31 protein-coding genes are annotated in these 26,357 nt (G+C 35.8%); 30 read left to right on the top strand and 1 reads right to left on the bottom strand.

Going from position 1 to position 26,357, the window contains the following annotated elements; translation table 11 throughout:
- Nucleotides 1-13: 13 nt before the first annotated feature.
- The 3 genes from JEOSCH030_RS06235 to JEOSCH030_RS06225 are packed head-to-tail and all read left to right on the top strand — an operon-like array spanning nt 14 to nt 2,969.
- Nucleotides 14-724 (top strand): response regulator, encoded by a 711-nt coding sequence (locus JEOSCH030_RS06235; protein WP_185125763.1) that lies wholly within the window; start codon nt 14-16, stop codon nt 722-724.
- On the top strand, nt 721-2,415 hold the full coding sequence (locus JEOSCH030_RS06230; RefSeq protein ID WP_185125762.1) for a HAMP domain-containing sensor histidine kinase: 1,695 nt from the start codon (nt 721-723) through the stop codon (nt 2,413-2,415). Before JEOSCH030_RS06235 ends, JEOSCH030_RS06230 begins: the two co-directional genes overlap by 4 nt.
- Nucleotides 2,416-2,420: 5 nt before the next feature.
- Nucleotides 2,421-2,969, top strand: coding sequence for an ECF transporter S component (locus JEOSCH030_RS06225; RefSeq protein ID WP_185125761.1), 549 nt, complete (start codon nt 2,421-2,423; stop codon nt 2,967-2,969).
- Between the two features lie 74 nt (nt 2,970-3,043).
- On the opposite strand, the gene JEOSCH030_RS06220 is transcribed toward JEOSCH030_RS06225, so the two are convergent.
- Nucleotides 3,044-3,298 (bottom strand): ferredoxin, encoded by a 255-nt coding sequence (locus JEOSCH030_RS06220; protein WP_185125760.1) that lies wholly within the window; start codon nt 3,296-3,298, stop codon nt 3,044-3,046.
- Between the two features lie 178 nt (nt 3,299-3,476).
- On the opposite strand from JEOSCH030_RS06220, the gene JEOSCH030_RS06215 reads away from it, so the two are divergent.
- From JEOSCH030_RS06215 to JEOSCH030_RS06085, 27 genes are all read left to right on the top strand, one after another.
- Complete coding sequence (locus JEOSCH030_RS06215) at nt 3,477-4,613, top strand: LysM peptidoglycan-binding domain-containing protein (RefSeq protein WP_185125759.1); 1,137 nt, start codon at nt 3,477-3,479, stop codon at nt 4,611-4,613.
- Nucleotides 4,614-4,632: 19 nt separating this feature from the next.
- Complete coding sequence (cmk, locus tag JEOSCH030_RS06210) at nt 4,633-5,289, top strand: (d)CMP kinase (protein ID WP_185125758.1); 657 nt, start codon at nt 4,633-4,635, stop codon at nt 5,287-5,289.
- Nucleotides 5,286-5,867, top strand: a complete 582-nt coding sequence (locus JEOSCH030_RS06205; protein ID WP_185125757.1) for a lysophospholipid acyltransferase family protein — start codon at nt 5,286-5,288, stop codon at nt 5,865-5,867. The genes cmk and JEOSCH030_RS06205 overlap by 4 nt, the downstream gene beginning before the upstream one ends.
- Before the next feature lie 69 nt (nt 5,868-5,936).
- Nucleotides 5,937-7,181 (top strand): 30S ribosomal protein S1, encoded by a 1,245-nt coding sequence (gene rpsA, locus JEOSCH030_RS06200; RefSeq protein WP_185125756.1) that lies wholly within the window; start codon nt 5,937-5,939, stop codon nt 7,179-7,181.
- A gap of 90 nt (nt 7,182-7,271) precedes the next feature.
- Nucleotides 7,272-8,585, top strand: coding sequence for a ribosome biogenesis GTPase Der (der, locus tag JEOSCH030_RS06195; protein ID WP_185125755.1), 1,314 nt, complete (start codon nt 7,272-7,274; stop codon nt 8,583-8,585).
- 18 nt (nt 8,586-8,603) lie between these two features.
- Entirely contained in the window at nt 8,604-9,659 is a 1,056-nt protein-coding gene (locus JEOSCH030_RS06190; RefSeq protein ID WP_185125754.1) for an NAD(P)H-dependent glycerol-3-phosphate dehydrogenase, read from the top strand.
- Between the two features lie 10 nt (nt 9,660-9,669).
- Nucleotides 9,670-9,876, top strand: coding sequence for a DUF2768 family protein (locus JEOSCH030_RS06185; RefSeq protein ID WP_185125753.1), 207 nt, complete (start codon nt 9,670-9,672; stop codon nt 9,874-9,876).
- Entirely contained in the window at nt 9,869-10,588 is a 720-nt protein-coding gene (locus JEOSCH030_RS06180) for a hypothetical protein (RefSeq protein WP_185125752.1), read from the top strand. The genes JEOSCH030_RS06185 and JEOSCH030_RS06180 overlap by 8 nt, the downstream gene beginning before the upstream one ends.
- A 117-nt stretch (nt 10,589-10,705) precedes the next feature.
- A complete protein-coding gene (locus JEOSCH030_RS06175; RefSeq protein WP_026866330.1) occupies nt 10,706-10,978 on the top strand; it encodes an HU family DNA-binding protein in 273 nt (90 codons plus the stop codon).
- Between the two features lie 59 nt (nt 10,979-11,037).
- Nucleotides 11,038-11,544: a hypothetical protein gene (locus JEOSCH030_RS06170; protein WP_185125751.1), complete on the top strand. Its 507-nt coding sequence runs from the start codon at nt 11,038-11,040 to the stop codon at nt 11,542-11,544.
- Nucleotides 11,544-12,245, top strand: coding sequence for a demethylmenaquinone methyltransferase (locus JEOSCH030_RS06165; protein WP_185125750.1), 702 nt, complete (start codon nt 11,544-11,546; stop codon nt 12,243-12,245). The genes JEOSCH030_RS06170 and JEOSCH030_RS06165 overlap by 1 nt, the downstream gene beginning before the upstream one ends.
- On the top strand, nt 12,242-13,195 hold the full coding sequence (locus JEOSCH030_RS06160) for a polyprenyl synthetase family protein (protein WP_185125749.1): 954 nt from the start codon (nt 12,242-12,244) through the stop codon (nt 13,193-13,195). The genes JEOSCH030_RS06165 and JEOSCH030_RS06160 overlap by 4 nt, the downstream gene beginning before the upstream one ends.
- 61 nt (nt 13,196-13,256) lie before the next feature.
- The gene (gene ndk / locus JEOSCH030_RS06155; protein WP_185125748.1) at nt 13,257-13,703 is read left to right on the top strand and encodes a nucleoside-diphosphate kinase; all 447 of its coding nucleotides are present in this window, start codon (nt 13,257-13,259) and stop codon (nt 13,701-13,703) included.
- Between the two features lie 76 nt (nt 13,704-13,779).
- A complete protein-coding gene (aroC, locus tag JEOSCH030_RS06150) occupies nt 13,780-14,946 on the top strand; it encodes a chorismate synthase (protein ID WP_185125747.1) in 1,167 nt (388 codons plus the stop codon).
- Nucleotides 14,906-15,994, top strand: coding sequence for a 3-dehydroquinate synthase (locus JEOSCH030_RS06145; RefSeq protein ID WP_235962238.1), 1,089 nt, complete (start codon nt 14,906-14,908; stop codon nt 15,992-15,994). The genes aroC and JEOSCH030_RS06145 overlap by 41 nt, the downstream gene beginning before the upstream one ends.
- Nucleotides 15,991-17,280 carry a 3-phosphoshikimate 1-carboxyvinyltransferase gene (gene aroA / locus JEOSCH030_RS06140; protein ID WP_185125745.1) on the top strand — a complete coding sequence of 430 codons (1,290 nt, stop codon included), beginning with the start codon at nt 15,991-15,993 and terminating at the stop codon, nt 17,278-17,280. Before JEOSCH030_RS06145 ends, aroA begins: the two co-directional genes overlap by 4 nt.
- 1 nt (nt 17,281) lies before the next feature.
- Nucleotides 17,282-18,553: a tetratricopeptide repeat protein gene (locus JEOSCH030_RS06135; RefSeq protein WP_185125744.1), complete on the top strand. Its 1,272-nt coding sequence runs from the start codon at nt 17,282-17,284 to the stop codon at nt 18,551-18,553.
- Entirely contained in the window at nt 18,534-19,010 is a 477-nt protein-coding gene (locus JEOSCH030_RS06130) for a YpiB family protein (RefSeq protein WP_185125743.1), read from the top strand. Before JEOSCH030_RS06135 ends, JEOSCH030_RS06130 begins: the two co-directional genes overlap by 20 nt.
- Before the next feature lie 4 nt (nt 19,011-19,014).
- A complete protein-coding gene (locus JEOSCH030_RS06125) occupies nt 19,015-19,443 on the top strand; it encodes a DUF2487 family protein (protein ID WP_185125742.1) in 429 nt (142 codons plus the stop codon).
- A 144-nt stretch (nt 19,444-19,587) separates the two neighbouring features.
- Nucleotides 19,588-20,088: a QcrA and Rieske domain-containing protein gene (locus JEOSCH030_RS06120; protein WP_185125741.1), complete on the top strand. Its 501-nt coding sequence runs from the start codon at nt 19,588-19,590 to the stop codon at nt 20,086-20,088.
- 11 nt (nt 20,089-20,099) lie between these two features.
- A complete protein-coding gene (gene qcrB, locus JEOSCH030_RS06115) occupies nt 20,100-20,774 on the top strand; it encodes a menaquinol-cytochrome c reductase cytochrome b subunit (protein WP_185125740.1) in 675 nt (224 codons plus the stop codon).
- Nucleotides 20,775-20,792: 18 nt separating this feature from the next.
- Nucleotides 20,793-21,584, top strand: coding sequence for a menaquinol-cytochrome c reductase cytochrome b/c subunit (locus tag JEOSCH030_RS06110; protein ID WP_185125739.1), 792 nt, complete (start codon nt 20,793-20,795; stop codon nt 21,582-21,584).
- 79 nt (nt 21,585-21,663) lie between these two features.
- Entirely contained in the window at nt 21,664-22,218 is a 555-nt protein-coding gene (locus tag JEOSCH030_RS06105; protein WP_235962237.1) for a DUF1405 domain-containing protein, read from the top strand.
- A gap of 55 nt (nt 22,219-22,273) precedes the next feature.
- Nucleotides 22,274-22,975 (top strand): zinc metallopeptidase, encoded by a 702-nt coding sequence (locus tag JEOSCH030_RS06100; RefSeq protein WP_268883978.1) that lies wholly within the window; start codon nt 22,274-22,276, stop codon nt 22,973-22,975.
- Between the two features lie 102 nt (nt 22,976-23,077).
- The gene (gene bshA / locus JEOSCH030_RS06095; RefSeq protein ID WP_185125737.1) at nt 23,078-24,226 is read left to right on the top strand and encodes an N-acetyl-alpha-D-glucosaminyl L-malate synthase BshA; all 1,149 of its coding nucleotides are present in this window, start codon (nt 23,078-23,080) and stop codon (nt 24,224-24,226) included.
- On the top strand, nt 24,219-25,424 hold the full coding sequence (locus tag JEOSCH030_RS06090) for a CCA tRNA nucleotidyltransferase (RefSeq protein WP_185125736.1): 1,206 nt from the start codon (nt 24,219-24,221) through the stop codon (nt 25,422-25,424). The genes bshA and JEOSCH030_RS06090 overlap by 8 nt, the downstream gene beginning before the upstream one ends.
- On the top strand, nt 25,387-26,346 hold the full coding sequence (locus JEOSCH030_RS06085; RefSeq protein WP_185125735.1) for a biotin--[acetyl-CoA-carboxylase] ligase: 960 nt from the start codon (nt 25,387-25,389) through the stop codon (nt 26,344-26,346). The genes JEOSCH030_RS06090 and JEOSCH030_RS06085 overlap by 38 nt, the downstream gene beginning before the upstream one ends.
- The last annotated feature ends 11 nt before the right edge of the window (nt 26,347-26,357 follow it).

Genomic DNA, 26,357 nt, shown 5'->3' with positions numbered 1-26,357 from the left:
AAAGAGGGTAACTATGACAGAAAGAATATTAATCGTCGATGACGAAGAACGTATTCGTAAATTACTAAATTTATATTTATCAAGAGAAGATTATGAAATCGTTGAAGCTGAAAATGGTAAGGAAGCTCTTGCTCTCGCAACAGAACAAGACTTCCATGTCATTCTCTTAGACTTGATGATGCCAGAAATGGATGGTATTGAAGTCGCTAAAGAGTTACGTAAGGAAAAGTCTACACCAATCATTATGCTGACTGCTAAAGGTGAGGAAGCTGATCGGGTAGAAGGACTTGAAGTTGGTGCTGATGATTACATCGTCAAACCATTTTCTCCAAGAGAAGTCGTCCTAAGAGTAAAAGCAATTCTTAGACGTTCATCGGAAACAGCTTTTATAGAAAAAGATGCATCTGCTAAGGATATCGTTGTCTTTGAGCATCTCGTCATTGATAATGATGCTCACCGAGTACTAGCAGACGATAAAAAAGTAAACTTAACACCGAAGGAATACGAGCTATTACTATTTTTAGCTAAAAGTCCAGACAAGGTGTTCAATCGTGAGGAATTATTAAAAGAAGTATGGAATTACGATTTTTACGGTGACTTAAGAACAGTCGATACACACGTTAAAAGACTGAGAGAAAAGTTAAACAAAGTTTCTCCGGAAGCGAGTCAAATGATCCATACGGTTTGGGGTATTGGTTATAAATTTGAGGTCAACGTAAAATGAGTTTTCTATCTAGTGTCGTAACAAAACTGTGGTTTACTATCTTAATGATAGTGACTACAGTTTTAATTATATTATCGATTGTTTTAAGTTTTTTCTTCCGCAATTACACTCTAGATATTACTGAAAATCAACTTGAAAAAGAAATCACTCGTGTCGAAACGATGGTTTTAAATAACCACAGTTTAGAATTACAGAGTTCATTTCTTAGTGCTGAGAAAAACTTAATCATCTATTCAGATGGTCAAGTAATTACCGGCAATAAACGTATGGCTGAAGAAATTAACCAGGAAATTCTAAATGCTGATAATGCTGTCAGTACCTTTATATTTAACGATGCAGAAAATCGAGAATATATGGTTAAAGTACATAATTTAAGCGACTATTTTGAGAAAGATACTGCAGTGATTATGTATTCTAATTTAGATGATTTAAATGAATCATTCTTAACTGTATTGATGATCTTGTTGATCAGTGCGATTACACTATTTCTACTCACCACCTTCTTTGCTTTCTTCTTAATTTCTAGAATTACAGAGCCTTTAATTGCTTTGAAAAACTCAGCTTTTTCTACAGCTAGAGGAAAGTATAATAAGTTAAAAGTTACTTCACGTGATGAAATAGGGGAACTTACACTCGCTTTTAACAAGATGAATGACAATATAAATAACACGATTTCAGAACTAACACATGAAAAAAATTTAAGAGAGAATGTCTTTTCTTCTCTTTCAAACGGAATTCTTTATTTAAACAAAAACGCTGAACTCATCTATACTAATCAGACTGGAAAGAAATATTATGATATCTTTGATGCCTCTAATTCGAGCGGCTATTTCGCATCGCTTGTTAAGTCAGTCGTCGAAGATCGCTCACCACACTTAGAGCGTTTAGATATTAATAATAAACACTTACAACTTGCCATGTCACCAGTGACAAGTAACGGTCAAATAAATGGTGTCACAGTGTTAGTTAGAGACATTACAGATGAAATTAATAATGAAAAAATGCGTTCAGAATTTATTTCAAATGTTTCCCATGAGTTAAAGACACCGATGGTAATGTTGAGTGGTTACTCAGAGGCATTGTTAGATGATATTGTCACCGATCCTAAAGAAGTTAAAGAGATGATAGCAATTATAAAAGATGAGTCTGACCGGATGAACAAACTGGTTAATGAGCTTTTAATTATTGCACGAATGGATTCTGATGAAGTTCAATATAATATAGAGGAACAAGATTTAAAACCGCTTATAAACAAACTCATCCATCGCTATGAATTTGACTTAAAAGATAAAGCGACTAGACTGATTGTCGAAACAGATGATGAGCCTTTTGTATTTCCATTTGATGCGGATAAACTAAATCAAGTACTGACCAATATTATTGATAACGCAATCCGCTATACAAAAGACGAGGATACAATTACAATTAGCTTAAATAAATCTCAAGATGACACAGTCGAAATTTCAATAGAAGATACTGGAACAGGGATAAAAGAAGAGAATCTCCAACATATCTTTGATCGATTCTATAAAGAAGATGAAGCAAGGACTAGAGGAAAACATGGTACAGGGCTTGGCCTTTACATCGTGAAAAATATTATAGAAAAACACGGTGGCTCAATTTCTGTCGAGAGTGAATATGGTGAAGGCACTAAATTTATAATTAAACTACCAGCTAAAAGAAGGGACTAAAGAATATGGATAGACAGCGTTTGAAAAAAATCATCAATATAAGTATCTTAAGTGCTTTGTCGTTTATCTTAATGCTTATTCAGTTTCCTTTACCTTTTTTACCACCATTTTTAATGTTAGATTTATCCGACATTCCTGCCTTTATTGGTTTTATCATGTTTGGTGGTCTAGGTGGAACTATGATTATCGTCATGAAAATATTTTTATACGGTATTCTTATGGCGTCTGAACCCATCGGTCCAATTGCAAACTTACTTGCTGCCTTTTCTTTTTTACTACCGGTATTTTTCTTTTACGCTAGAAGTAAATCCAGTAAGAGTTTAATATATGGTTTTATCTGTGGCACCTTGGTCTTAGTACTTGCAATGAGCGTGTTAAACTATTTTGTGCTTTTACCTGCTTACGGTTTAATTGTTGATCAGACTGATATCATCAATAACCTTAAGGTGGTTGTTACCGCTGGTATCATTCCTTTTAATGTCGTTAAGGGAATAATCTTAAGTATTATTTGTTACGTTATTTATAAAAAGGCAATTCCTGTCTTTACAAAATAAGTGTGTTAAACAAAAAAAACTAGGCTACTTGATTTCGATTATTAAATGAGATCAAGTAGCCTAGTTAAAATTTTTTATTCATATTTTAATGGATCACCATCAAATGGGCCATCTTCTACTTTAATTGAATCAGTTGGACAACCATCGAAGGCATCTTCCATGTCTTCCAGTAAATCTTCTGGTACAGCAGTCACGCCCTGGTTATCATCTAGAATGACGTAAGCAATGCCGTCGTCATCGTAATCATATATATCTGGTGCAGCTGCTCCACATGCTCCGCATGCTATGCAAGTATCTTGATCAACTATGGTGTACTTTTTAGCGCACATATATTTCACCTCTTAACGTTTACGATTAGTTCATTTATAATTTTAAGAGAAAATCAAAAATATATCAATGAACAATGTTTGAATTTAGAACAATACGACTAAAGATTGATAACTCTTTAAATGTTTATGCAAACAATATATAATTGAAGTTAGAATTCAGTGACTAGGAGAATGCGGTATGAAAGATGATTTTTACAAGGATTTAAATCAAAAACGCGCACAGGATGAAGCTGATAAAAAAACATCTAGGAGTCAGAACGATGATAATAAAGCTGAAGAAACGCTCAGCCGCAGTGCACGTCACAAAAATAAAGATAATGATAAGAAAAAAGATGAAAAAAATGAGCATAATAACAGCCTAACTGAAAAAGTAAAAGGCTATTTTAGTCCTGAAAAAAATCAAGCACGTAAAGCGTATTTTGTAGGACAATTTAATAATTACCAGAATCGCATAAAAAAAGAGATTAAAATCTCAAAGGAAAAACTGAGTAGTAAACCTAAAGAAGAAGAAAAGAAAAAGACAAGTCTTGCTGCAGCAGCCACTACAAACAAGAAAAACCAGACTAACAAGACAGAGAAAAAGAAAGAAAGTAATCAAGACACAGGTTCTACAACTTCAAGAGGAAAACTACCATGGGTACTCGGTCTAATTGTCTTAATTCCACTTACTGTACTCTTAGCCTTTTTAATCTTCTCTAATTTCTGGCCTTCCTTAGACGATGAAATTGAACTCGCTTCAGAAGAAGCTAACACTGAAGAAAGTGTTGAAGAAAACAAGCAAGAAGATAATGAGAACCAAGGTTTCAATGAAGAATTAGAAGAGCAGAAAAAAGAGCATGAACGTCGTTTAGCAGAAGGTCGTAATGAAGATTTAAGCACACAAGATTTAGATCTCAACTATTCTGAAGCTGAATTAGAAAAACTAGAAGAAGAATCTCGCCAAGCAATCGAAACAAAAGGTGAAACTGATTCTAGTGAGGAAGAATCAGCAACAAATTCTAATGACGACACTGCTGATAACACAGAAGAATCAACAAATAACAACAGCACAAATTCAGATTCTACAAGTGAGGATACGACAGAAGCTGAAGTTGCTGAAACAGAAATGCAAGACGAAGAAACAAGTGATGATTCGACTGACGAAGAACAAACGAATGCGAATGCATCTCACACTGTAACTACAGAAGATAATCTTTACCGTATTGCTATTCAGTATTATGGTGATGGCAGCTCAGAAAATGTCCAGCGCATTAGAGAAGCAAATGGTATAAGTGAAAATGAAATTTCTGTTGGACAAACTTTGATAATTCCATAAAACGAAAGTAGGACGAAAGATGACACATACAAGAATCGCAATTGATGGACCTGCAGCTGCAGGTAAAAGCACAATTGCTAAACGCGTTGCAGCTAAGCTTGGTTACTTATATATCGATACAGGTGCTATGTATAGAGCTGTGACCCTTTACACCTTAGAAAATGGTGAAGAAATCATTGACGAAATCGAAGATCACATTCACATTACATTTGGTGTTAACAATGAAGTATATCTAAATGATCAAGATGTAAGTGAAGCCATTCGCTCACAAGAAGTCACCAAAAATGTGAGTTATATTGCGAGCCTTGAAAAAGTAAGAACATATCTTGTAGATATGCAAAGAAAAATCAGTGAGGCTTCAAATGTGGTCATGGATGGACGAGATGTCGGCACAACTGTTTTACCCAATGCCGAAGTTAAGATTTTTATGAAAGCAGATCCTGAAGTCCGCGCTAAAAGAAGATTGTTAGAAGAACAAGCTCGCGGTAATAATTACACACTAGAAGAATTAACAAAAGACATAGTTAGGCGAGATCATATCGATAGTACTCGTGAAATTTCACCGCTTGTACAAGCTCACGATGCAATTTTACTAGATACGAGTCATCTCTCTATAGAGGAAGTTGAAGACAAAATTATTCGTCTAGTTATGAAACATCTGGAGGGAGACTTATGATTTACAAAGTTGCAAAATTCTTAGTCAAACGTTACTACAAGTTACGCTATAACATTAAGGTCATCGGAGAAGATCGGGTGCCGGCTACAGGTCCTGTCATGATATGTTCTAATCATATCGATGATTTAGATCCACCACTGATTGGTATTTCTCTCGATAGAGACCTATCATTCTTTGCTAAGGCAGAATTATTTGAAATACCAGTGCTTGGTAAACTATTACCTTCGCTAAATGCAATACCGGTCTCTAGAGGTAAGAGTGATAGAGCAGCTTTAAAAACTTCAATACAAGCACTTGAGGAAGAACGTATGCTCTTAATCTTCCCGGAAGGGCATCGCAATAAAGGTAACAAAAAGGAATTGCAACCTTTACAAGAAGGGGCAAGTTTCATCGCTTCTAAATCAGAAGCACCTATTGTACCTTGTATTATCAAAGGTGAATACAATAAAAAAGAAGGCATTACAATCATTTTTGGCAAGCCGATAAATACAAAAGAAGTTTTAGCATCAGGAAAAACACGTAAAGATTTAACACTAATTCTTAAAGAAAAACTAAACAATTTATTATTTTCTGAATAATCTCTTGACAAAAGTGTCAATTTATAAGAAGTTATTTATATACATTGTTTAGTAATTGGAGGCAAGCACATGGCGACAGAAGACATTAAGAACGAAGATTCAAACATCGAAGAGTCAAATGCAAGTAACTCACAAGACAACAGCGAAGAAATCCAGAACGACCTAGAAACAAATTCACCTTTTGAAATTGGTGATCAAGTAACAGGTACTATTTCTAGCATCGAAGATAAGTTTGTTAAAGTTCAAGTAAATGATTCTGACTACGAAGGCATTATTCCAATTAGTCAGCTCACTAATAAGCGTATTGAGCATCCAAATGATATTATTTCACTTGATGATCAAATTAATGCGGTTGTTATCAAAGTGGAAGATGATGCTAAAAACATTATTATTTCCATCAGAAAATTAGATGAACAAAACACTTACGATGAGCTTAAACAAAAACAAGCAGATGATGAAACTATTCAAGGTAAGGTTGTTGAGGCTGTTAAAGCTGGCCTTGTACTTGATGTGGGTGTAAGAGGCTTTATCCCAGCATCATTACTTTCTGATGAGTATGTTGAAGATCTTGAGCAATTTAATGATCAAACATTAGATGTAAAAGTCGAAGACATCGATCAGGATAAAAACAGAGTTATCTTAAATAGAAAACGCATCGTTGAAGGGGAAAAATCTAAACTTCGTCAAGAAGAGCTTGAAAATCTTGAAATTGGCAGCATTATTGAAGGTGAAGTTGTTCGCACAACATCATTTGGTGCTTTCATCAAGATTGGAAATGTTGATGGTCTAGCTCATATTTCTGAATTGAGTTATGAAAGAGTAGAAAGTGTAGAAGATGCAGTAGACATTGGCCAAAAGGTCAAAGTTAAGGTTCTTGATGTAAAACCTGAAGAAGAACGCATCAGCTTATCTATTAAACAAGCTGGAGAATCTCCATTTGATCAATTTATCGATGCACATTCAGTCGGTGACACTTTAACAGGTACTGTTAAGCGTCTAGTTGACTTTGGTGCTTTCGTTGAAGTTGCAAGCGGTGTGGAAGGCTTAGTACACATTTCAGAAATTGCACATGAACATGTAAATGTTCCACAAGATGTTCTTAAAGAAGAAGAAGAGGTTACTGTTAAAATTATCGGTCTTGATAAAGATAACGAAAAAATTTCTCTATCAATTAAGGCACTTGAAGATGCACCAGAAAGACCTAGACAAGAAAAACGAGAATCAAACACTCAGGTTTACACAGATGATTCAGAAGATGATGCACCAACACTTGGTGATGTCTTCGGTGATCGTTTCAAAAACCTAGACTTATAAGTTAAAAAGTTCATTATCTTAAAGAGCGATGTGACTATCGCTCTTTATTTTATTTGTGTTAAAATATATGTGCATATAGGGAGGTTAAAAATGTATAAACCAACAGTAGCTGTAGTTGGCCGACCCAACGTCGGAAAATCTACACTTTTTAATAGAATTATTGGTGAAAGAAAAGCGATTGTCGAAGACACTCCAGGAGTGACTAGAGATCGACTCTACGCAGAAGGTGAGTGGTTAAATCATACTTTTAACCTAATTGATACAGGTGGTATTGAAGTCAAAGATGAACCATTCCAAGAACAAATTAAAATGCAGGCAGAAATAGCCATTCTTGAAGCTGATGTCATCTTAATGGTGGTTAATGGTCGTGAAGATGTTACACGTGATGACTTATTTGTAGCTAGAATCTTACAGAAATCAAATAAACCTGTCGTTTTAGTTGTTAATAAAATTGATAACTTTGAAATGAGAAACGATATTTATGAATTTTATCAATTAGGATTAGGAGAACCTTTCCCTGTTTCAGGCTCTCATGGACTCGGCCTTGGAGATGCTCTAGATGAGGTTGCAGGGCACTTTAAGCAACTTGAAATGGATGTCGAAGAAGACACTTCAATCAAAGTGTCACTAATTGGTCGACCAAATGTCGGAAAATCAAGCCTAGTCAATGCTATCCTAGGAGAAGAACGTGTTATCGTTTCAAATATTGCAGGTACAACGCGTGATGCGGTAGATACTCCTTATACTTATGACGGTGAAGCGTATACTTTAATCGATACTGCTGGCATGAGAAAAAGAGGAAAGATTTATGAATCTACAGAAAAATATTCTGTCTTAAGAGCCAGTCGTGCCATTGAACGTTCTGACATCGTTCTCGTAATTTTAAACGGTGAAGAAGGTATTCGTGAACAAGACAAGAGAATAGCTGGTCTTGCCCATGAAGCAGGTAAGGCAATTGTCATTGTCGTTAATAAATGGGATGCCGTTAAAAAAGATGAAAAAACAATGCGTGATTTTGAACTCGATATCAAGGATAATTTCCAATACTTAGATTATGCACCGATTACCTTTGTATCTGCTTTGACATCAGCACGTTTAAAAACTCTTTTCCCATTAATTCAAGAAGTATATGAATCGAGTATAAAACGTATTCAGTCTTCAACTTTAAATGAAGTACTTGTAGACAGTGTAAGTATGAATCCAACACCTACAGATTCAAGCGGTCGTAGACTCAGCATTTATTACGGTACACAGGTCAGTGTCAAACCACCAACCTTTGTGTTGTTCGTCAACGATACAGAATTGATGCACTTTTCATATCGTCGATATATTGAAAATCAACTACGTAAAGCATTCGGCTTTAAAGGTACACCGATTCATATTATTAGTCGTAAAAGAAATTAGAAGAGAGGCGTTTTCCCTATGAAGGTGTCAGTTATAGGAACAGGCAGTTTTGGTACTAGCCTTTCAATTGTATTAAATGACAACCAAAACCAAGTACTTTTATATGGTAGAAACCATGATACTGTTAATGAGATTAACAATTCTCATACAAACGAGCGCTACTTAAAACATATTCAATTAGATGAGAATATTGTCGCGACAACATCACTAACAGATGCAATAGAACATGCTGATGCACTTGTTCTCGCAGTTCCTGTATCTGCCATGAGAACTGTTGCGACTGACATTCATGAACACTTGAAAACTTTAAACAAACAAGTGTTAGTTGTTCATGTTGCTAAAGGACTAGAATTAAATTCATATAAGAGAGTCTCAGAAGTTCTATCTGAAGTCTTCGATGATACAACCGTCTCAGATATTTGTGTCTTAAGTGGTCCTAGTCACGCTGAAGAAGTTGCAGAAAAACAACCGACAACAGTCAGTGTTGCCTCTATTAACGTAGATGGTGCTAAAATCATGCAAGATATTTTTATGACAGATTACTTTAGAGTCTATGTAAACAGTGACTTAATCGGCGTTGAAATCGGTGGAGCCTTAAAAAATATCGTTGCCTTAGCAGTAGGTGCCTTGTCTGGTTACGGCTTTGGAGATAACCCTAAAGCTGCTGTAATTACTAGAGGCTTACACGAAATTGCAGCGCTTGGGACAAAACTCGGTGCTAATCCGCTTACCTTCTTAGGCTTATCAGGCATGGGAGATTTGATTGTCACGGCAACGAGTCAACACTCAAGAAACTACCGCTGTGGCCAGATGCTTGCGAGTGGTTTATCACTTGAAGAAGCTGTAGATCAAATGGGTATGGTTGTAGAAGGTGTTAACACAACACGTGCTGCTTATGAATTATCTAGTAGAGTAGATGTTGAGATGCCGATTACTAAAACTTTATTTGGTTATCTATTTGAAGGTATGAATGAAGATGAAGCATTTCAAGCCTTAATGCAGAGAGAAAAAACATCAGAATCAGAAGGTTTAAAACAATTATTAGAGAACCAAATTAAAAATAGTCATAGTTAGAGGTATAAATATGTTCGATATTTCGAGAATGGATTTAATGTGGGTGTCCTTTGTCTCTATGGGCTTAATGGCACTCTCAGCAGTCTTAATATACCTTTCGAGGTATGTAATTACTATCCGTATTATAAGTATCTTAGTATCCACCGTTGCATGGTTCCTCTTGGCTCTTGCCTTTTTACTAATGGTCGTAGTCATTGGAGGTTCATCACATGCGTAAATTAGCATTTTTATTAACACTCTCTACTGCACTTTTAATCTTAAGTGGATGTCTATATCCAGCTGAAGAACGTAGTGAGAACAGCATGCCACCTGAGGCTGATATTCAAAACGTGCAAAGTGCTGTTGAGAACTTTCAAAAAAATGAAGATGGTATTTTACCGATAAAAACAAGCTCAGATAATGTGGAATATCTAGAGTATCAAATTGATTTCACAAGAATTTCTCCACAATATCTTTCTGATATTCCTACAACAGCTTATGAAAACGGTGGTAATTTTCAGTACGTCATTATCGATGCTGAAGAGAAGCCAACCGTGAAATTGGCAGACTTAGCAATTATAGAAGAACTAAGATCTTTAACGCTTCGCATCAAAGGTATGGGAGAGCATGTAGAACTTGGAGAACAAGTCGGGCCTAATGTGTATCAATTGGATTTAGATTTTTACAACTTAGAAGAGAATCCAACTGTCACAAGTCCATATACAGGTGAACCACTCAATGTTTACTACAGTGGGGGCGAAGAGTATGTCATAGATTATCGCCCTGATTTAAACCACATCATTGAAAATGAAGGACTAGAACTTAAGACAGGTGAAGATATTAGGAAAATACTCTATGAATATACACCGATTGTGCCTATATATTCCCCAGAGATGACTGTAGATGAAAATAATGAAGCTATTTTTATGACCAGCCTTCATAAAAACTAATTTCAGGGCTTTTTTTTACTCTAAAAATCGCTTAAATGCGTTGCAGTCACTAGTGTCGTATGGTAAAGTCAAAACATAATGATAAAATCATTATACAGATTATAGGAGGTCTATCTCATGAATAAGACAGATTTAATCAACGCTGTCAGCGATAAAGCTGATTTAACTAAAAAAGAAGCAGGAGCTGCTGTAGACGCAGTATTCGAATCAATTCAAGGTTCACTTTCAAAAGGTGAAAAAGTACAATTAATTGGTTTCGGTAACTTTGAAGTACGTGAGCGTGCAGCTAGAAAAGGCCGTAACCCACAGTCTGGTGAAGAAATCGAAATCCCAGCATCTAAAGTACCTGCATTCAAAGCGGGTAAAGCACTTAAAGACGCAGTTAAATAATCTACTTACTTAGGCCTAACGCTTTTATGTTAGGTCTATTCATTTATAAGGTGATATATATGAACTACCAAACAGTAGGTCAGGATGATCAAATAAGTTTATCAGACATCATTGATGATCTAGAAAGTAATGACATTACAAACTTTTTAAAAGATGATGCTAACATTATAAAAGACAAAACTGTAGTTGAAGCAATTCTTTTATTTACATATGCTTTAAATAATTTAGATACTATACCATCTGATGAAAAAAGAGAGCAGCATGTCTTAACTGGAGACTTCTACTTTTCTGAATTTTACTTTGCTTTAAGTCGTGAATCTAAAATGGACATCGTTTACGAAATGGTTGAGATATCTAAAACCTTATCTTCAAGAAAGTCAAAAATATATGAAGAAAATATTGAAATTGACTTAGAAGAAGTTAAATATCTATTGTTTGCACCGCTCCTATATTTAATAGATAATGATTATGTTAAGTTAGGTCTAGATAGTGCGATCGACAAATATTTAATAGATAAAGACCTAAGTGAGATAACATACATAAAGAATATAAAAGGTGACGACTAATGCAAACAGAAAATAGAATTCAAACAATCTTCAACAATATCTCGAATGATTATGATCATATGAATGATATCATCAGCTTTAACCAACATACGATTTGGCGCAATAAAACTAATAGAGAAATATTCGTCAAAGATGGTCACAAGGTTTTAGACTTATGTTGTGGGACAGGAGATTGGACACTTCAACTCGCTGACAACTTAAAAGCTGATATTACAGGCTTAGATTTCAGTGAAAATATGCTAGCTGTCGCTAGAGAAAAAACTGAAAATTTCGGCAATATCAACCTCGTTCAAGGTGATGCTACTGATTTGCCATATGAGGATAATACATTCGATATTGTGACGATTGGATTTGGTTTACGTAATTTACCAGACTATCAAAAAGGTATTAGAGAATTTTATCGTGTCTTAAAGCCAGGCGGTCAATTAGTCGTCCTAGAAACTTCTAATCCAGAAAATCCTTTGATCAACTTTGGTTTTAAGATTTACTTTAGTAAAATTATGCCTTTTCTTGGTCAAAAAATTGCAGGTAGTGGGCAAGAATACACTTGGTTATATGAATCAACCAGTCACTTTTTAACTAAAAGAGAATTAAAAGAGATGCTACAAACTGAAAACTTTATCAATGTTAAGGTGATTCCACATACTTTTGGCACAGCTGCAACACATATTGGCTATAAAGCGCTTGGTGATCAAATGTGAAACGATTAAGAAAATTTATGTCAGAAGAGCTTCAACATGTTAAAAAAATTGTCAAAGCTGAACTGGAACCGAATGGTACCTTAGTCAACGATAAGAGCTATGAATTGTTTAACAATGGGGGGAAAAAACTCAGACCCTTATTTACAATTCTTGCTGGTAAACTTGGAGATGCCAATTTGTATGATAATGTTTTAAAAACTGGTGCAAGCCTAGAACTCCTACATATGGCTAGCCTCGTCCATGATGATATTATCGATGATAGTGAGCTACGCCGTGGTAAACCAACGGTCTACCATGATCAAGGTTACTTCCAAGCTGTCAACACAGGAAATTATCTTTTGTCTACAGCACTTCAAGTCGTTGCAAAAATTGATAATCCTAAGTTTCATGAGACTTATTCACAAGGTATTCGTGAAATTGTTAGAGGGGAAATTATCCAGTTAGATACACAATTTAATGAAGCACAAAGTGTTGATGACTACTATCAAAAGATTTATAGAAAGACAGCACTGTTAATTGTCTTGAGCATCAAACTAGGTGCTTATGCAGGGCAAGTTGATGACAATATAATTGATAAGTTAGTGGAGTATGGGTTTCACATTGGAATGAGCTTTCAAATTATAGATGACTGCCTAGATTTTACAGGTTCTACAAAAGTACTTGGTAAACCGAGATTTGCCGATTTAAAAAATGGTCATTATACTTTACCTGTCTTACTTCTTAGAGATAGTGACCCAGTGTTTAAATCTATGCTCAGAGAATATTCTAAGGATGGTAATGATAGCCAAAAACTGATTGACTATCTCTTAAATACGACTGCCATAGATCATGCAATGGATGTCTCAACTCAACATATAGAAAAAGCTAAGAAGGCTGTCGAGACAATTGATGAGCCAATTAAGTCCTACTTTATAGAAATTACCGATATATTAAAAAATAGACGTAATTGATTTGTAGTCATATATGAATAATGATAAAATAAGACGTAAATATTTTTAAGGAGCTATTAACATGGAAAAAACATTTCTTATGATTAAACCGGACGGAGTCCAAAGAAACCTAATTGGTACTATCGTTGAAAGACTAGAAAACAAAGGTTTTAAAATTGTTGGTGCTAAATTAATGCAAGTATCTGATGAACTTGCTAAAACTCACTACGGTGAGCACAGTGAGAGACCATTCTTTGGTGAACTAGTAGAATTCATCACTTCTGGACCAGTATTCGCTATGGTACTTGAAGGTGAAAATGTTATCAAGACAGCACGTCTTGTAGTTGGTTCAACTAACCCACAAGAAGCAGCACCTGGAACAATCCGTGGTGACTTCGGTTTAACAGTAGGGAAAAACATCATTCACGGTTCAGACTCACCTGAAAGTGCAGAAAGAGAAATAAATCTTTTCTTCGATCAAAGTGAACTAGTTGATTACAATCTATCTAATAGCGCTTGGATTTACTAAGATAAGAAACCAGGCTGGGTAAGAAATTACTCAGTCTTTTTTTCATATACAAATAAATTAAACAGAGGTGCTTACTATGAGATTTTTAACTTCAGGAGAATCACACGGTCCAAAAGTTAGTGCTATAGTTGAAGGTTTTCCTGCAAACCTTCCATTAAATAAAGAGAGAATGCAAGAAGAGTTATTTAAAAGACAAGGTGGCTATGGACGTGGCCGTCGTATGCAAATTGAAAAGGATACCTTTGAATTCGGCTCAGGTGTTAGACATGGTAAAACTTTAGGAAGTCCAATCATGCTAGAGATAAACAACGATGACTTTAAGCATTGGACTAAAATTATGGGCTCAGAGCCGATTACAGAAGAAGAAGAAAGTGAAATGAAGCGTGTCATTACTAAACCACGTCCAGGTCATGCAGATCTAGTTGGTGGCATGAAATATAATCACCGAGATTTAAGAAATGTTTTAGAGCGCTCATCTGCAAGAGAAACGACTGCTCGTGTAGCTGTTGGTGCACTGTGCAAAGAGTTGCTACATGCATTAGATATAAAAATTACATCACGTGTGACTCAAATCGGTAAAGTAGTTGATGAAGGCACATATGACTTTGATACCATTGTAGAAAAAACTAATAGCTCTAGTGTACGAATGGTGTCAGATGAAGTCGTTAGTGATGCAGAAAAAACAATTGATGCAGCTAAGAAAGCAGGAGATACAATCGGTGGTATCGTCGAAGTTATAGTTGAGAACCCACCGGTTGGCCTTGGATCACATGTCCATTACGACCGTAAACTTGACGCAAAAATTGCGAGAAGCATTGTCAGTATTAATGCTTTTAAAGGTGTTGAGTTTGGTCTCGGCTTTAAGATGGCAAGAACCCCTGGTAGTCAAGTCCAAGATGAAATTAAATATTCAACTGACGATGGTTACTATAGAAGCTCCAACAACTTAGGTGGCTTTGAAGGTGGTATGACAACGGGCATGCCAATTGTTGTCCGCGGTGTCATGAAACCTATACCGACACTCTACAAACCACTGATGAGTGTAGATATCGATACAAAAGAACCCTTTACTGCAACGATTGAACGTTCTGATCCAAGTGCAGTTCCAGCAGCATCTATCGTTGCTGAGCACATGGTTGCAATTGAAGTTGCAGAAGCTATTTTAGATAAATTCCCAAGTGATGATTTTAATGAATTAAAAGATGAGCTTGAGCGTTACAATAGAAGAATTAGAGAGTTTTAATATGGATATTCGCACATCTTATAAAAATAATAATTACACAATTTCTGTTGCAAACGACATACTAGAAAACAAGTTAAAAACTTGGACAGAACAATATGAAGATGTTTTTTATCTTATCGATGAAAATGTTTATGCTCTCTATAAAGATACTAAGTTAAAAAATATACATTCACCGATTGTGGTTACTGGAGGAGAATCGTTTAAATACGCTTCTCCTCTTATGAACACTATAGAAAAATTACTTGAATTAGGAATTAAGAGAAATTCTTTAATTGTGGTTATTGGCGGGGGAGCGACTGGTGATGCTGGGGGCATGATTGCAAGTCTCGTCCTAAGAGGGGTGGACTACATCCATATACCGACCACTTTACTTGCTCACGATTCAGCAATTGGTGGAAAGACTGCTATTAATTCACTTCATGGTAAAAACTTAATTGGTAGTTTTTATCGACCTAAAGCAGTCATCTATGATTTAGATTTTCTATATTCATTAAGTAACGATGAAAAGTTAAGTGGTTTTGGAGAAGTATTTAAACATGCACTTCTCTTAAGTGAAATTGAAGTAGAGTCATTAATGAAGGTTACTAAGGATTCTATTGAGATTAAGGATCTTACAGAATTTATTATCTCAGGGATTAAACTAAAAATGGATATTGTTACTAAGGATGAGCATGAAAGTGGCTCTAGAAAATTTTTAAACCTAGGTCACACCCTAGGCCATGCTATAGAATATCAATATAAAATCCCTCACGGTCAAGCGGTCATGTTAGGTATTCTATTTAGTCTTTATCTGTCCAATGAAATTTATCAGCAGGACTTCGACTTAGTTAAATATTATAACTTTATGGCTCACCACGGTTATCCAGTTCAATTACTTCAAAATATGAACGAGGATGATATGATTAAATTGATGCAACAAGATAAAAAGAATCATCAAGGTGACTTGATTACCTTTATTCTCTTTAGTGACACTAACACGCTAACTTTAACAGACATCAAAAAATCAGACTTATATGATTATCTAAGACGTATAAAGGAGACACTATGAAACAGTTACTGAATAGTACATTTATTGGTTCAACGAAAGTTCCAGGAGATAAGTCCATCACACATCGTGCTTTAATGTTAGGTGCCTTAAGTGAAGGAACAACTTATATTAAAGATCCATTAATCAGTGCTGATACGCTTCGAACGTTCGAAAACATGCAGCAAATTGGAGCTCAAGTTTCAAGAGTTGGTGACGATTTTCAAGTGATATCAAAAGGACATAGTGCTTTAAACTCTCCAGAAGATATACTTTACACCGGCAACTCAGGTACAACGACGCGTCTTTTAACTGGTTTAATTGCAGGCTTAGAGCATGTCAGTGCAACAATTGAAGGTGACCAAACGATTGCAAAGCGTCCAATGGATAGGGTAGTCACACCTTTAAATTCTATGGGAGCAAATATTACTTTAAAAGATGAGAAATATCCACCGATTGTGATTAATCCTAGTAACATCACACCTATGGAATACCATATGCCAATTGCCAGTGCACAAGTCAAAAGTGCCCTGTTATTCGCTAGTCTATTTCAAGAGGGAACAACTGTTATCCATGAGACCCATCAATCTAGAAATCATTCAGAAATTATGATGCGTCAATTTGGAGCTGACTTAAAGGTCGACAATAAGACAGTGACTCTAAATGGTGGTAAAAACTTACAAGCAAGTGATGTCACTGTGCCTGGTGATATTTCATCAGCTGCCTTTCTCATCGTTTTAGCACTCATTACAAAAGACTCTGATATTACAATTGAGAATGTGTCACTTAATGAGACGCGTTCAGGTATTATTGACGTCTTAAAAGAATGTGGGGCAAACATAGAAATTAGCAAAAAATCATCTGATGGTGAAAAATTTGGTGATATTCATGTTAAATACACAAGCGACTTAAAACCATTTTCTATTGATGGGGAAATTATTCCACGGTTAATTGATGAAATCCCAATTCTTGCAGTGCTTGGCGTCTTTGCCTCAGGGCCATCTACAGTAAAAGGTGCTCGTGAGCTCCGTTATAAAGAAACAGACCGAATTTCAGCTGTAGTAGGAGAACTAAAGAAATTTGGAGTAAAAATCGATGAATTTGAAGATGGTTTCACAGTTCATCCTGGTTTTTCTGTCGTCACTGACAACACTATTTTCAAAGGGTATCATGATCACCGAATCATTATGATGCTGTTAGTGATGAGCATCGGCGTAAATCAAGAAATTAAGATTGACGATGACTCAGCAATCGACGTATCATTTCCCACTTTCGTTCAAGACCTCCATAAGTTAAGAAAGGATCGATAAGATGCATGAAGAAATTCTTCAAATAATCGATAAATTACGCCAAGGAACCTACCCTGAAGCTGATTTAAATAATATATTAAACTCGCTTGATCAGTTTCATACTGATGAATCACTCGAAGCCTTATTTGTTTTAGGTGATGCACTTCAAAATGCCGGACTTGACTATCAGGCAAGACAAATCTTCTTACATTTAAATAATAATGTGGATCATGATGATTATGTCATCTCATATATCGTCGAGTCCTACATCAGTGAAGGAAGATTAGATGACGCTTTAGAACTCATCAACCAAAGTCCAACAACACCGACGGTCTTACTTCTAAAATCTGAGATTTTCCAACAGATGAACTTAAATGATGTTGCCTTAAAATTACTATTTGAAGCTAAAGATTTATCCGATGATTTAATTTTAGACTTTGCAATAGCGGAACTTTATTATTCAATGGGTGAGCTTGAAGAAGCAACACGTTACTATGAAAGTGTCATCAATCAGGGTGTGGATGAAGTGAACGGCATCATGCTTGGTTTAAGAATGGCTGACATCAATGTTAACCTCTTAAACTTCGATGATGCTAGAGCTTATTTTGATAGCGTAGAAGAAGAACGATACTCTAACGAAGACTACTACAAAAAAGCCCTCTTAGAATATAATCTAAAAGATTATGATGCAGCCAAAGTATTGTTGGAAAAAGTGATTGATAATGAACCTTACTTCATCAATGCATATATTTTACTAATGAACATCTATGAAACAGAACATAATTTAGACGATGCAATCCAAACTTTACAGACTTATTTACGAGAGAACGATAAAAATTCGCTCATATATTTCCATTTAGGTCGCTTGTATTTCAGAATGAATCAAGCTGAAACTGCAATTAAGAATTTCAGCATAGCGACTGAGCTTGACGAGGATTATGATGATGCTTATCTAATGCTCTTTGAAAGTATTTTAAAAACTGGTGATACATCCACTATCGATGACTATGTTAAGCATCTAGATATCAATGCCCTAAGTGGGGAATCAATCTATTTACTCGCTAAGATTGAAAGCGAAAATGAGAATGATGATAATGCACTTAAGTATTATAAGGATGCTGAGGCATTGATAGGGGATTCAGTGGAGTTTTATCAGGATTACTACTTCTACTTAAGAGAGATTAATCATCCTGATAAGAAGAGAGTGCTTGAAAAACTCATGCACTTAGAGCCCGATAATCCTGAATGGCAGTTGGATCATGAGCAGATAGCAGGTGAGGAAGACGAGTTTTAAAAAAGATTTTATTAATTACTGTCTTTATAACTACAACTTTAAGGACCACACCGCAGTATGGATATTGAATTTTATTAAATCTCATCCTTTAATTACTCATAATATTTCATTTACTAAGAGCACCTTAAATAGAAAACTACGGATCGCAGAAATTAACACGAATCGACCGACCTTGATGTTTGAAAAAGATGGCATCATTACTGATGATGGTGAAACCATTTTTCATGAGCTCAACTTAAATAAGACAGACGGTTTATATTTAGAGTTCATCTTAGCGAGTGACGATCAGAGATATCACCAAATGAAATCAGAAGAATTAATGAAAAATGATGAGATTCTACTTGAGGATATTGAAACATTAGAGAACTTAATCGATGAGGCTTTGATATCCAAAGACAAAGAACGTTTTTTAGAGTTGACTGATGAATTACAAAAATTAACCAAGCAAAGAGGGTAAAAGAGTGTTATATAATATTACAGATCTCAGAGTTTTAAAAGATGAAATCGAATTTATTGATACTGCAATTGTCCCTTTGGTCAATATTGATTTCAATAATGAAGTTCAAAACAATGCAAATAACTTAGAGTTAATGCAGTTTATTACCATCCAATTAGAAAAACAGCTAAAGGGTCGATTGATGATTACGCCTGTCTTAACTTTAATTGGTGATAACTATGACAACATAGAGGAATATAAGACTCAATTGTTAGATTACGGTTTTAAGAACATCGTTCTTTTATCATTTACAGCCTTAGAACTTGATGATGTAAGTACAATTAAAGTAAATAGTATTCCAATTTCGGATATGGACAACGATATGAAGTTATCAATTATTAATGACGAGGTTAAATCAGTCATCAAAGAAATCATTTTGGTGTGGAATAAATAATTAAAAGTATTATTACACATTCAATTTGTGACATGTGTCAATTCTTTGAATACTGTATTGACCGGGCACATTTAATAAGCTAAAATTAATGTGTCCTAGTTATATTATATGTAAAAGTATGTGCGTTTGAGGGGGGAAAGAATAATGTCGCAAAAAGTAACAAGACGCCAGTTCCTGAACTATTCTCTAATGGGTGTAGGTTCATTTATGGCTGCAGGTATGATTTTACCTATGGGTCGATTCGCACTGGATCCACTCTTTAAAGAATCATCTGCAGGTGACATGATAGCAACCAGTGTTAAAGTTGATGACATCACAGAAGAACCAGTTAGTGTCGACTTTACATACGAACAAAAAGATGGTTGGTATGTAAGTGAAGTCACTGATTTTGCATGGGTCTACCGTGATGGTGATAAGATTATTGCTCTATCACCAGTTTGTAAACACTTAGGTTGTACAGTTTCATGGGCAAGCGATGCAAACAACCCAGATCGTTTCTTCTGTCCATGTCACAATGGTTTATATGAAAAATCTGGAGAAAACGTCCCAGGTACACCACCACGTGGACCTTTGGATATGTACGAAGTTGGGGAATCTGATGGTTTCTTAACAATCGGTGCAATTAAAGAGAATGAATTGGTATAGGAGGGAATTATATGCTAAATCGTATTTATGATTGGATTGATGACAGAATTGACATTACTCCAATCTGGAGAGACGTAGCGGATCATGAAGTGCCGGAGCATGTTAACCCTGCCTATCATTTTTCAGCATTCGTCTACTGTTTTGGAGGACTTACATTCTTCATCACATTGATTCAAATTTTATCTGGAATGTTTTTAACAATGTACTATGTGCCAGATGTCGTTAACGCATGGAACTCTGTATACTTCCTACAACAGGATGTTGCAGCAGGGGTTATCGTTCGCGGTATGCACCACTGGGGTGCAAGCTTGGTTGTAGTAATGATGTTCCTACATACTCTTAGAGTATTCTTTACAGGTGCATACAAAGCACCACGTGAATTGAACTGGGTAGTTGGCGTACTGTTATTTGCGGTTATGCTTGGTCTTGCCTTCACAGGTTACTTACTACCTTGGGATATGAAAGCATTATTCGCAACAAAAGTAGGTTTAGATATTGCTGGTAGTGTACCGTTCATCGGTGAATGGATTCTGACATTACTTGCAGGGGATTCAACGATTATTGGAGCTCAGACACTTACGAGATTCTTTGCCATCCACGTATTCTTCCTACCTGCAGCACTATTTATCTTAATGGCAATACACTTTATCCTAATACGTAGACAAGGTATTTCAGGACCACTATAAGAAGGGGAGGGAAAATATATGAAACACGGTAAAGGTCTCACTTTTGTAGGTGACTCACGTGTCCAAAAGTATGACAAACCAAAATTGAATCGTGACTATTCAGAATTCCCTGGACGCACAGAGGAATTTTACCCAGACTTCCTTCTTAAAGAATGGATAGCTGGTGCAGTATTCTTAGTTGGATTCCTATGCTTGACTGTTGCACATCCTGCACCTCTTGAGCGTATGGCTGATCCAACAGATACAGGTTATATACCACTTCCTGACTGGTACTTCCTGTTCTTATACCAGATTCTTAAATATACTTATGCTTCTGGTCCGTTTAACATCGTTGGTGCAATAATTATTCCTGGTATCGCATTTGGTGCCTTATTACTCGCACCTTGGTTAGACGCTAAAAAAGAACGTCACTGGAAAAAACGTCCAGTTGCTACAGGTGTTATGCTCCTATCAGTTGGTATTATATTCTACACAACTTGGGAATCAGTTGCTTATCACGATTGGGATCAAACTCACCAACAAGGTCAAATTGTATTCTCTAACTTAGATGCAGAAGACCCTGTTTTCAATGACTTAATTCGTACAAACTGTACGAGCTGTCACGGTGGGGAACTAGCAGGTGGATCAGGTCCTAACTTGATCGAACCTGAATTACCACCAGAAATGGTTGAATCATTCGTAAGAAATGGTTCTGGTGAAATGCCTTCATTTGAAGGACAGTTAACTGATGAGGAAATCACTAAGATTTCTGAGTACGTTGCTGGACTAGAAGAAGTTTCTAAAGACGAAGCAACTAATATTAAAAAATAATGTACTAAATTAATTACCCTTCTGGAAACAGAAGGGTTTTCTTATAGGTGACTAAATGACAACTTATCTGATAAATCTCATGTACAATAGAAAATTTCTGGTCTTACTTTTAATTGCAAACTTTTTAGGTACTGTTTATGGCTATATATGGTACGGTGGGCAGCTCTCTGTTACACCTTGGTACTTCTATCCTTTTGTCCCTGATAGTCCAACAGCTACCCTATTTCTATGTATATTGATCGTTTTAATTCTATTAAATAAAAAATTTGGCTTGATTGATGCACTTGCCTTTACAACTTTAATTAAATACGGTCTTTGGGCAGTCATTATGAACATATGGAACTTTATTGATATCGGGTTTGTAACTCCTGTTGGCTTAATGCTAATCATGTCACACTTAGCCATGGCTGTTCAGGCATTTATGTTTCTCCCACATATACAAATAAAGAACTGGCATTTCTTTGTCACTGCAATATGGCTCTTTCATAATGACGTCATTGATTATGTTTATGTACAGTATCCACGCTATGGTCAACTGCATCCATATATGGCTGAGATTGGATACCTAGCATTTTGGTTGACGGTTATTGTTTTAATTTTGCTTTGGAAGCTGGCTGATAGACGTAACAATTGACTTATATAATTTCAATTTAGTAAAATACAAATAGGAACATGACGGAGGGACTAATGTGTATTTAATCATCTATTTTATAATCTTAATGATAGTGCCGATGCTCGCACAGATGAATGTTAAGTCAACTTTCAATAAATATTCGAAAGTTCGCTCAACCTCAGGTTTAACTGGTAAGCAAGTTGCAGAAGAAATCTTGAAGGAAAATGGGATTTACGATGTGACAGTTGAACGCGGTCAAGGTAACTTAACGGATCATTATGATCCAAGAAGTAAAAAGGTTGTCTTGTCACCAAGTAACTACGATAATCCGAGTGTTGCTGGTACCGCTGTAGCAGCCCACGAAGTTGGCCACGCCATTCAACATGCTACAAGCTATAAGTTCTTGAGTTTTCGTTCAGCCTTAGTGCCATTAGCTAACCTTGGCTCAAACTTCTCTTATTTCTTAATTATTGCTGGTATTATTTTAACTGCTGCTCAAAATGCAGCGGGTGGGGGACTCGGAGAAATCCTTCTATGGTCTGGTATTGGTTTAATGGCTTTTGCAGTACTCTTCCAAGTCGTCACCTTACCAGTAGAATTCGATGCTTCTAAGCGGGCAATGAATCAAATCGAAGAGTTAAATATCGTCAATAGTAAAGAATATAGACATGCTAAGAAAGTTTTAAATGCAGCAGCAATGACTTATGTCGCAGCGACTGCTGTAGCCGTAGCAGAGCTCTTACGCTTTATTATGATCGCTAGAAACTCAAGTAACTAAAACGACCTTTAAGGTCGTTTTTTTCTTTTAGAAAGATTTATTTCCTTTATAGAGATGACTTCTTTATAATTGATGTAGATATTAAGAGTTCGAGGTGGAAATATGAAAATAGGTATAACATGTTATCCAAGTGTTGGTGGCTCTGGTGTCATTGCAACTGAACTTGGAATCCAGATGGCTAAACGTGGACATGAAGTGCATTTTATCGCTTCTAGTGTCCCTTTTCGCTTAGGAAATAATTACGATAATATATACACTCATAAAACAGAAGTGAATGATTATAGTGTGTTTAAATATCCGCCTTATGATATTACCTTGTCTTCAAAAATTTCAGAGGTAATTGATGAGTTTGATTTAGATGTCATTCATATGCACTATGCAATCCCACATGCTGTGTGTGGTATTTTAGCGCGTGAGATGTCTGTAAAGAAAGATGTGGGCATTATAACGACTTTACACGGGACTGACATTACAGTCTTAGGCCACGACATGTCTTTAGTTAATGCTATCAAATTTGGTATTGAACATTCAGATATTACAACTTCAGTGTCAGATAGTTTAAAAGTTGAAACTTATGATTTAATCGAGCCCAAAAGTCAAATTGAGACGGTGTATAACTTTGTCGATGAGTCACGTTTTAATACAGAAGACCGTGACTTAATTAAAGCACAATTAAAAGAAAAACTAGGAATTCCGAGTGATGCTAAAGTCATTATGCATACTTCAAATTTCCGTAAAATTAAAAATGTTAATCACGTAGTGAAAAGCTTTGAACTCTTAGCTCAGTCAGTAAACTGTCACTTAGTCTTCGTCGGAGATGGACCTGATTTATATGCCATTCGTCAAATGGTAAAAGACAAAAACTTACAGGATATTACTCACTTCATCGGTCAAGAAACCGATGTAACAAGCTACTATAAGCTAGCTGATATCTTTTTACTCTTAAGTTCAAAAGAGAGTTTTGGTTTAGCTATGCTTGAAGCAATGTATTGTGGTGCTGTTCCTATTGGTTCTACTGCAGGTGGAATATCTGAGGTTATCAAGCATGGTGAAACTGGTTATATTGTTGATGTCGGAGATTACCAACAAGTAGCAAGCCACATCAAACAACTATTGAATGATGACGACTTGTACAAAAGGATTCAAGAAAATATGCTTATAGATGTTAAAGAACGCTTTGATATGGACACAATCGTTGACCAGTACGAAGCACTTTATCAGTCTATAATGACTGGTGAAGATAATGAATAAGCTATTTAAAGTTGCGAGTAGAATTATTTCGAAATTAGAAGAAGAGGGCTATGAAGGCTACTTTGTTGGAGGTTCTGTTAGAGACTTTCTGTTAAACCGTCCGATTAATGATGTGGATATAACGACTGATGCACTACCGGATGACATCGAGCGAATATTTGATAAAACAATCGATGTGGGTAAGGAGCATGGGACCATAGTTGTCCTTATTGACCAAGATCCATTTGAAGTGACGACTTATAGGGTAGAGGGTGATTACAGTAATTACCGCCGGCCGGATCAAGTGTTCTTTACTAATAAGTTATCAGATGATTTAAGCAGACGTGACTTTACAATTAACGCTATGGCAATGAGTAAAGACATGAAAGTCTTTGATCCTTTTGATGGACAAGTTGACTTAAAAAATCGTGTGATTAGAACGGTTGGTAAAGCTGAAGCTCGCTTTGGTGAAGATGCACTAAGAATGTTAAGAGCAGTGCGCTTTATGTCTCAGTTAGACTTTCAACTCAGTGAAGATGTCATTTCTTCAATTGAAGAAAACGGCAAGCTCTTACAACATATAGCAAGTGAGAGAAGCTTTGTAGAACTCGATAAGCTGTACAGAGGTAAAAATCCACAAGTGGCAAAGTCTGTGATTGATAAAACCAATTTGCTTCATTATCTGCCTTTCTTTAGTCATGTCAGTCATGAGAATTTTCTTTCGTCAAAAGTTTCAAACTTAGCTGACGAACTCATACTGCAGATATATTTAAAGTCCGACCTACATGACTATTTACATGAATTAAAACCGTCAAATAAATTGAAAGCCTATATCAACAATAGTTTGTCTTTGATTGAGACTTTAGACACGGATATAGATAGCCGTATTATTGCTTATCGTTTTGAAAGGACTGTTTTAGAGGGTGTGACTGAAATTAATAGAACGAATCAAATTCTAACTCAGTCTTCTTCTCATACTTTGAGTGATGCACTAGATAAAAAAGAGTCACTCATTATTAAAGATAGAAGTGAACTTGCAATCAACGGTAAGGATTTGATGGATGCTCTAGGAATCGCTGGAGGACCATGGCTAAAAGAAGCCTTAAATTTAATTGAAATTGCTGTCTTAACAGAAGAAGTAAACAATAATAAAACTGACATAATTAATTGGGTGAAGAAACATGCAAACGACCAAAACGGCACTATTAGCTTTACTTAAATCAGGAGATTTTGTATCAGGTGAAGCGCTAGCAGAAGAGATTGGAGTATCACGTACAGCAATCTGGAAAAATATACAGAAGCTAAAGGATCAAGGGTATAACATTGTAGCTGTACATAATAAAGGTTATTCTCTCTTAGAAAGTTCAAAAGAATTAAATGAAACGACCTTAAAATCACTCATAGAGTCATCACAACTGTTTGATCAAGTAGTCTATAAAGAAGTGGTAGATTCAACTCAAAATTACGCATTCAACATTTTGAACCAAAGTGATGATAACATAGTAATTGTGAGTCAGGAACAAACTAAAGGACGCGGTCGTTTTAAAAGAGAGTGGGAATCACCAAAATCAACGGGTCTATACATGTCTTTAGTACTGAGACCTGACATACCGAATCACAAGATGATTCCTTTTAATCTTTTCATATCCTTAGCGATTTCTAAAGCTATTCAAAAAGTTACTGGTCTAGATGCCGGCATTAAGTGGCCGAATGACATATATATCAATAACAAAAAAGTCTGTGGCTTTCTAACAGAGATTGTGGCAGAAGAGAATACGGTTAGCTCTATTATTTGTGGAATTGGTATAAATATTAAGCCTTCAAATGAAATTTCTAAACTGGCCACTGCCACAAGTTTACTTGGAGAATTAAAAGACAAAGACTTCGATTTAGTTCATTTTATCGACGTACTATTCCAACACATTGAAATATACTATAATATGTTTATGACTAAGAATTTTAAAGCGATTAAAGATGAGTGGTTAAGTCACTCTATTATTTTCAATCGCAAACTAAAAGTGACACAATCTTCCGGGGTTATCTATGGAAAAGTACTTGATATCACCGATGATGGCCAGCTCCTCATTGTGGATGAAGAAGCAAATATCCATAAAGTAATCAGCGCTGATATTGAAATTTAATTTGGTGATTA

The sequence above is a fragment of the Jeotgalicoccus meleagridis genome (assembly GCF_903994045.1).
In the GTDB taxonomy this organism is placed as follows: Bacteria; Bacillota; Bacilli; order Staphylococcales; family Salinicoccaceae; genus Jeotgalicoccus; species Jeotgalicoccus meleagridis.
This window is presented reverse-complemented; position numbering and strand designations above follow the sequence as displayed.

What these genes read in the sequence shown, in the direction of transcription:
- JEOSCH030_RS06235 (WP_185125763.1), top strand. Translation starts at nt 14, where the DNA reads ATGACAGAAAGAATATTAATCGTCGATGACGAAGAACGTATTCGTAAA.
- JEOSCH030_RS06230 (WP_185125762.1), top strand. Translation starts at nt 721, where the DNA reads ATGAGTTTTCTATCTAGTGTCGTAACAAAACTGTGGTTTACTATCTTA.
- JEOSCH030_RS06225 (WP_185125761.1), top strand. Translation starts at nt 2,421, where the DNA reads ATGGATAGACAGCGTTTGAAAAAAATCATCAATATAAGTATCTTAAGT.
- JEOSCH030_RS06220 (WP_185125760.1), bottom strand. Translation starts at nt 3,298, where the DNA reads ATGTGCGCTAAAAAGTACACCATAGTTGATCAAGATACTTGCATAGCA.
- JEOSCH030_RS06215 (WP_185125759.1), top strand. Translation starts at nt 3,477, where the DNA reads ATGAAAGATGATTTTTACAAGGATTTAAATCAAAAACGCGCACAGGAT.
- cmk (WP_185125758.1), top strand. Translation starts at nt 4,633, where the DNA reads ATGACACATACAAGAATCGCAATTGATGGACCTGCAGCTGCAGGTAAA.
- JEOSCH030_RS06205 (WP_185125757.1), top strand. Translation starts at nt 5,286, where the DNA reads ATGATTTACAAAGTTGCAAAATTCTTAGTCAAACGTTACTACAAGTTA.
- rpsA (WP_185125756.1), top strand. Translation starts at nt 5,937, where the DNA reads ATGGCGACAGAAGACATTAAGAACGAAGATTCAAACATCGAAGAGTCA.
- der (WP_185125755.1), top strand. Translation starts at nt 7,272, where the DNA reads ATGTATAAACCAACAGTAGCTGTAGTTGGCCGACCCAACGTCGGAAAA.
- JEOSCH030_RS06190 (WP_185125754.1), top strand. Translation starts at nt 8,604, where the DNA reads ATGAAGGTGTCAGTTATAGGAACAGGCAGTTTTGGTACTAGCCTTTCA.
- JEOSCH030_RS06185 (WP_185125753.1), top strand. Translation starts at nt 9,670, where the DNA reads ATGTTCGATATTTCGAGAATGGATTTAATGTGGGTGTCCTTTGTCTCT.
- JEOSCH030_RS06180 (WP_185125752.1), top strand. Translation starts at nt 9,869, where the DNA reads ATGCGTAAATTAGCATTTTTATTAACACTCTCTACTGCACTTTTAATC.
- JEOSCH030_RS06175 (WP_026866330.1), top strand. Translation starts at nt 10,706, where the DNA reads ATGAATAAGACAGATTTAATCAACGCTGTCAGCGATAAAGCTGATTTA.
- JEOSCH030_RS06170 (WP_185125751.1), top strand. Translation starts at nt 11,038, where the DNA reads ATGAACTACCAAACAGTAGGTCAGGATGATCAAATAAGTTTATCAGAC.
- JEOSCH030_RS06165 (WP_185125750.1), top strand. Translation starts at nt 11,544, where the DNA reads ATGCAAACAGAAAATAGAATTCAAACAATCTTCAACAATATCTCGAAT.
- ndk (WP_185125748.1), top strand. Translation starts at nt 13,257, where the DNA reads ATGGAAAAAACATTTCTTATGATTAAACCGGACGGAGTCCAAAGAAAC.
- aroC (WP_185125747.1), top strand. Translation starts at nt 13,780, where the DNA reads ATGAGATTTTTAACTTCAGGAGAATCACACGGTCCAAAAGTTAGTGCT.
- JEOSCH030_RS06145 (WP_235962238.1), top strand. Translation starts at nt 14,906, where the DNA reads ATGAGCTTGAGCGTTACAATAGAAGAATTAGAGAGTTTTAATATGGAT.
- aroA (WP_185125745.1), top strand. Translation starts at nt 15,991, where the DNA reads ATGAAACAGTTACTGAATAGTACATTTATTGGTTCAACGAAAGTTCCA.
- JEOSCH030_RS06135 (WP_185125744.1), top strand. Translation starts at nt 17,282, where the DNA reads ATGCATGAAGAAATTCTTCAAATAATCGATAAATTACGCCAAGGAACC.
- JEOSCH030_RS06120 (WP_185125741.1), top strand. Translation starts at nt 19,588, where the DNA reads ATGTCGCAAAAAGTAACAAGACGCCAGTTCCTGAACTATTCTCTAATG.
- qcrB (WP_185125740.1), top strand. Translation starts at nt 20,100, where the DNA reads ATGCTAAATCGTATTTATGATTGGATTGATGACAGAATTGACATTACT.
- JEOSCH030_RS06110 (WP_185125739.1), top strand. Translation starts at nt 20,793, where the DNA reads ATGAAACACGGTAAAGGTCTCACTTTTGTAGGTGACTCACGTGTCCAA.
- JEOSCH030_RS06105 (WP_235962237.1), top strand. Translation starts at nt 21,664, where the DNA reads ATGTACAATAGAAAATTTCTGGTCTTACTTTTAATTGCAAACTTTTTA.
- bshA (WP_185125737.1), top strand. Translation starts at nt 23,078, where the DNA reads ATGAAAATAGGTATAACATGTTATCCAAGTGTTGGTGGCTCTGGTGTC.
- JEOSCH030_RS06090 (WP_185125736.1), top strand. Translation starts at nt 24,219, where the DNA reads ATGAATAAGCTATTTAAAGTTGCGAGTAGAATTATTTCGAAATTAGAA.
- JEOSCH030_RS06085 (WP_185125735.1), top strand. Translation starts at nt 25,387, where the DNA reads ATGCAAACGACCAAAACGGCACTATTAGCTTTACTTAAATCAGGAGAT.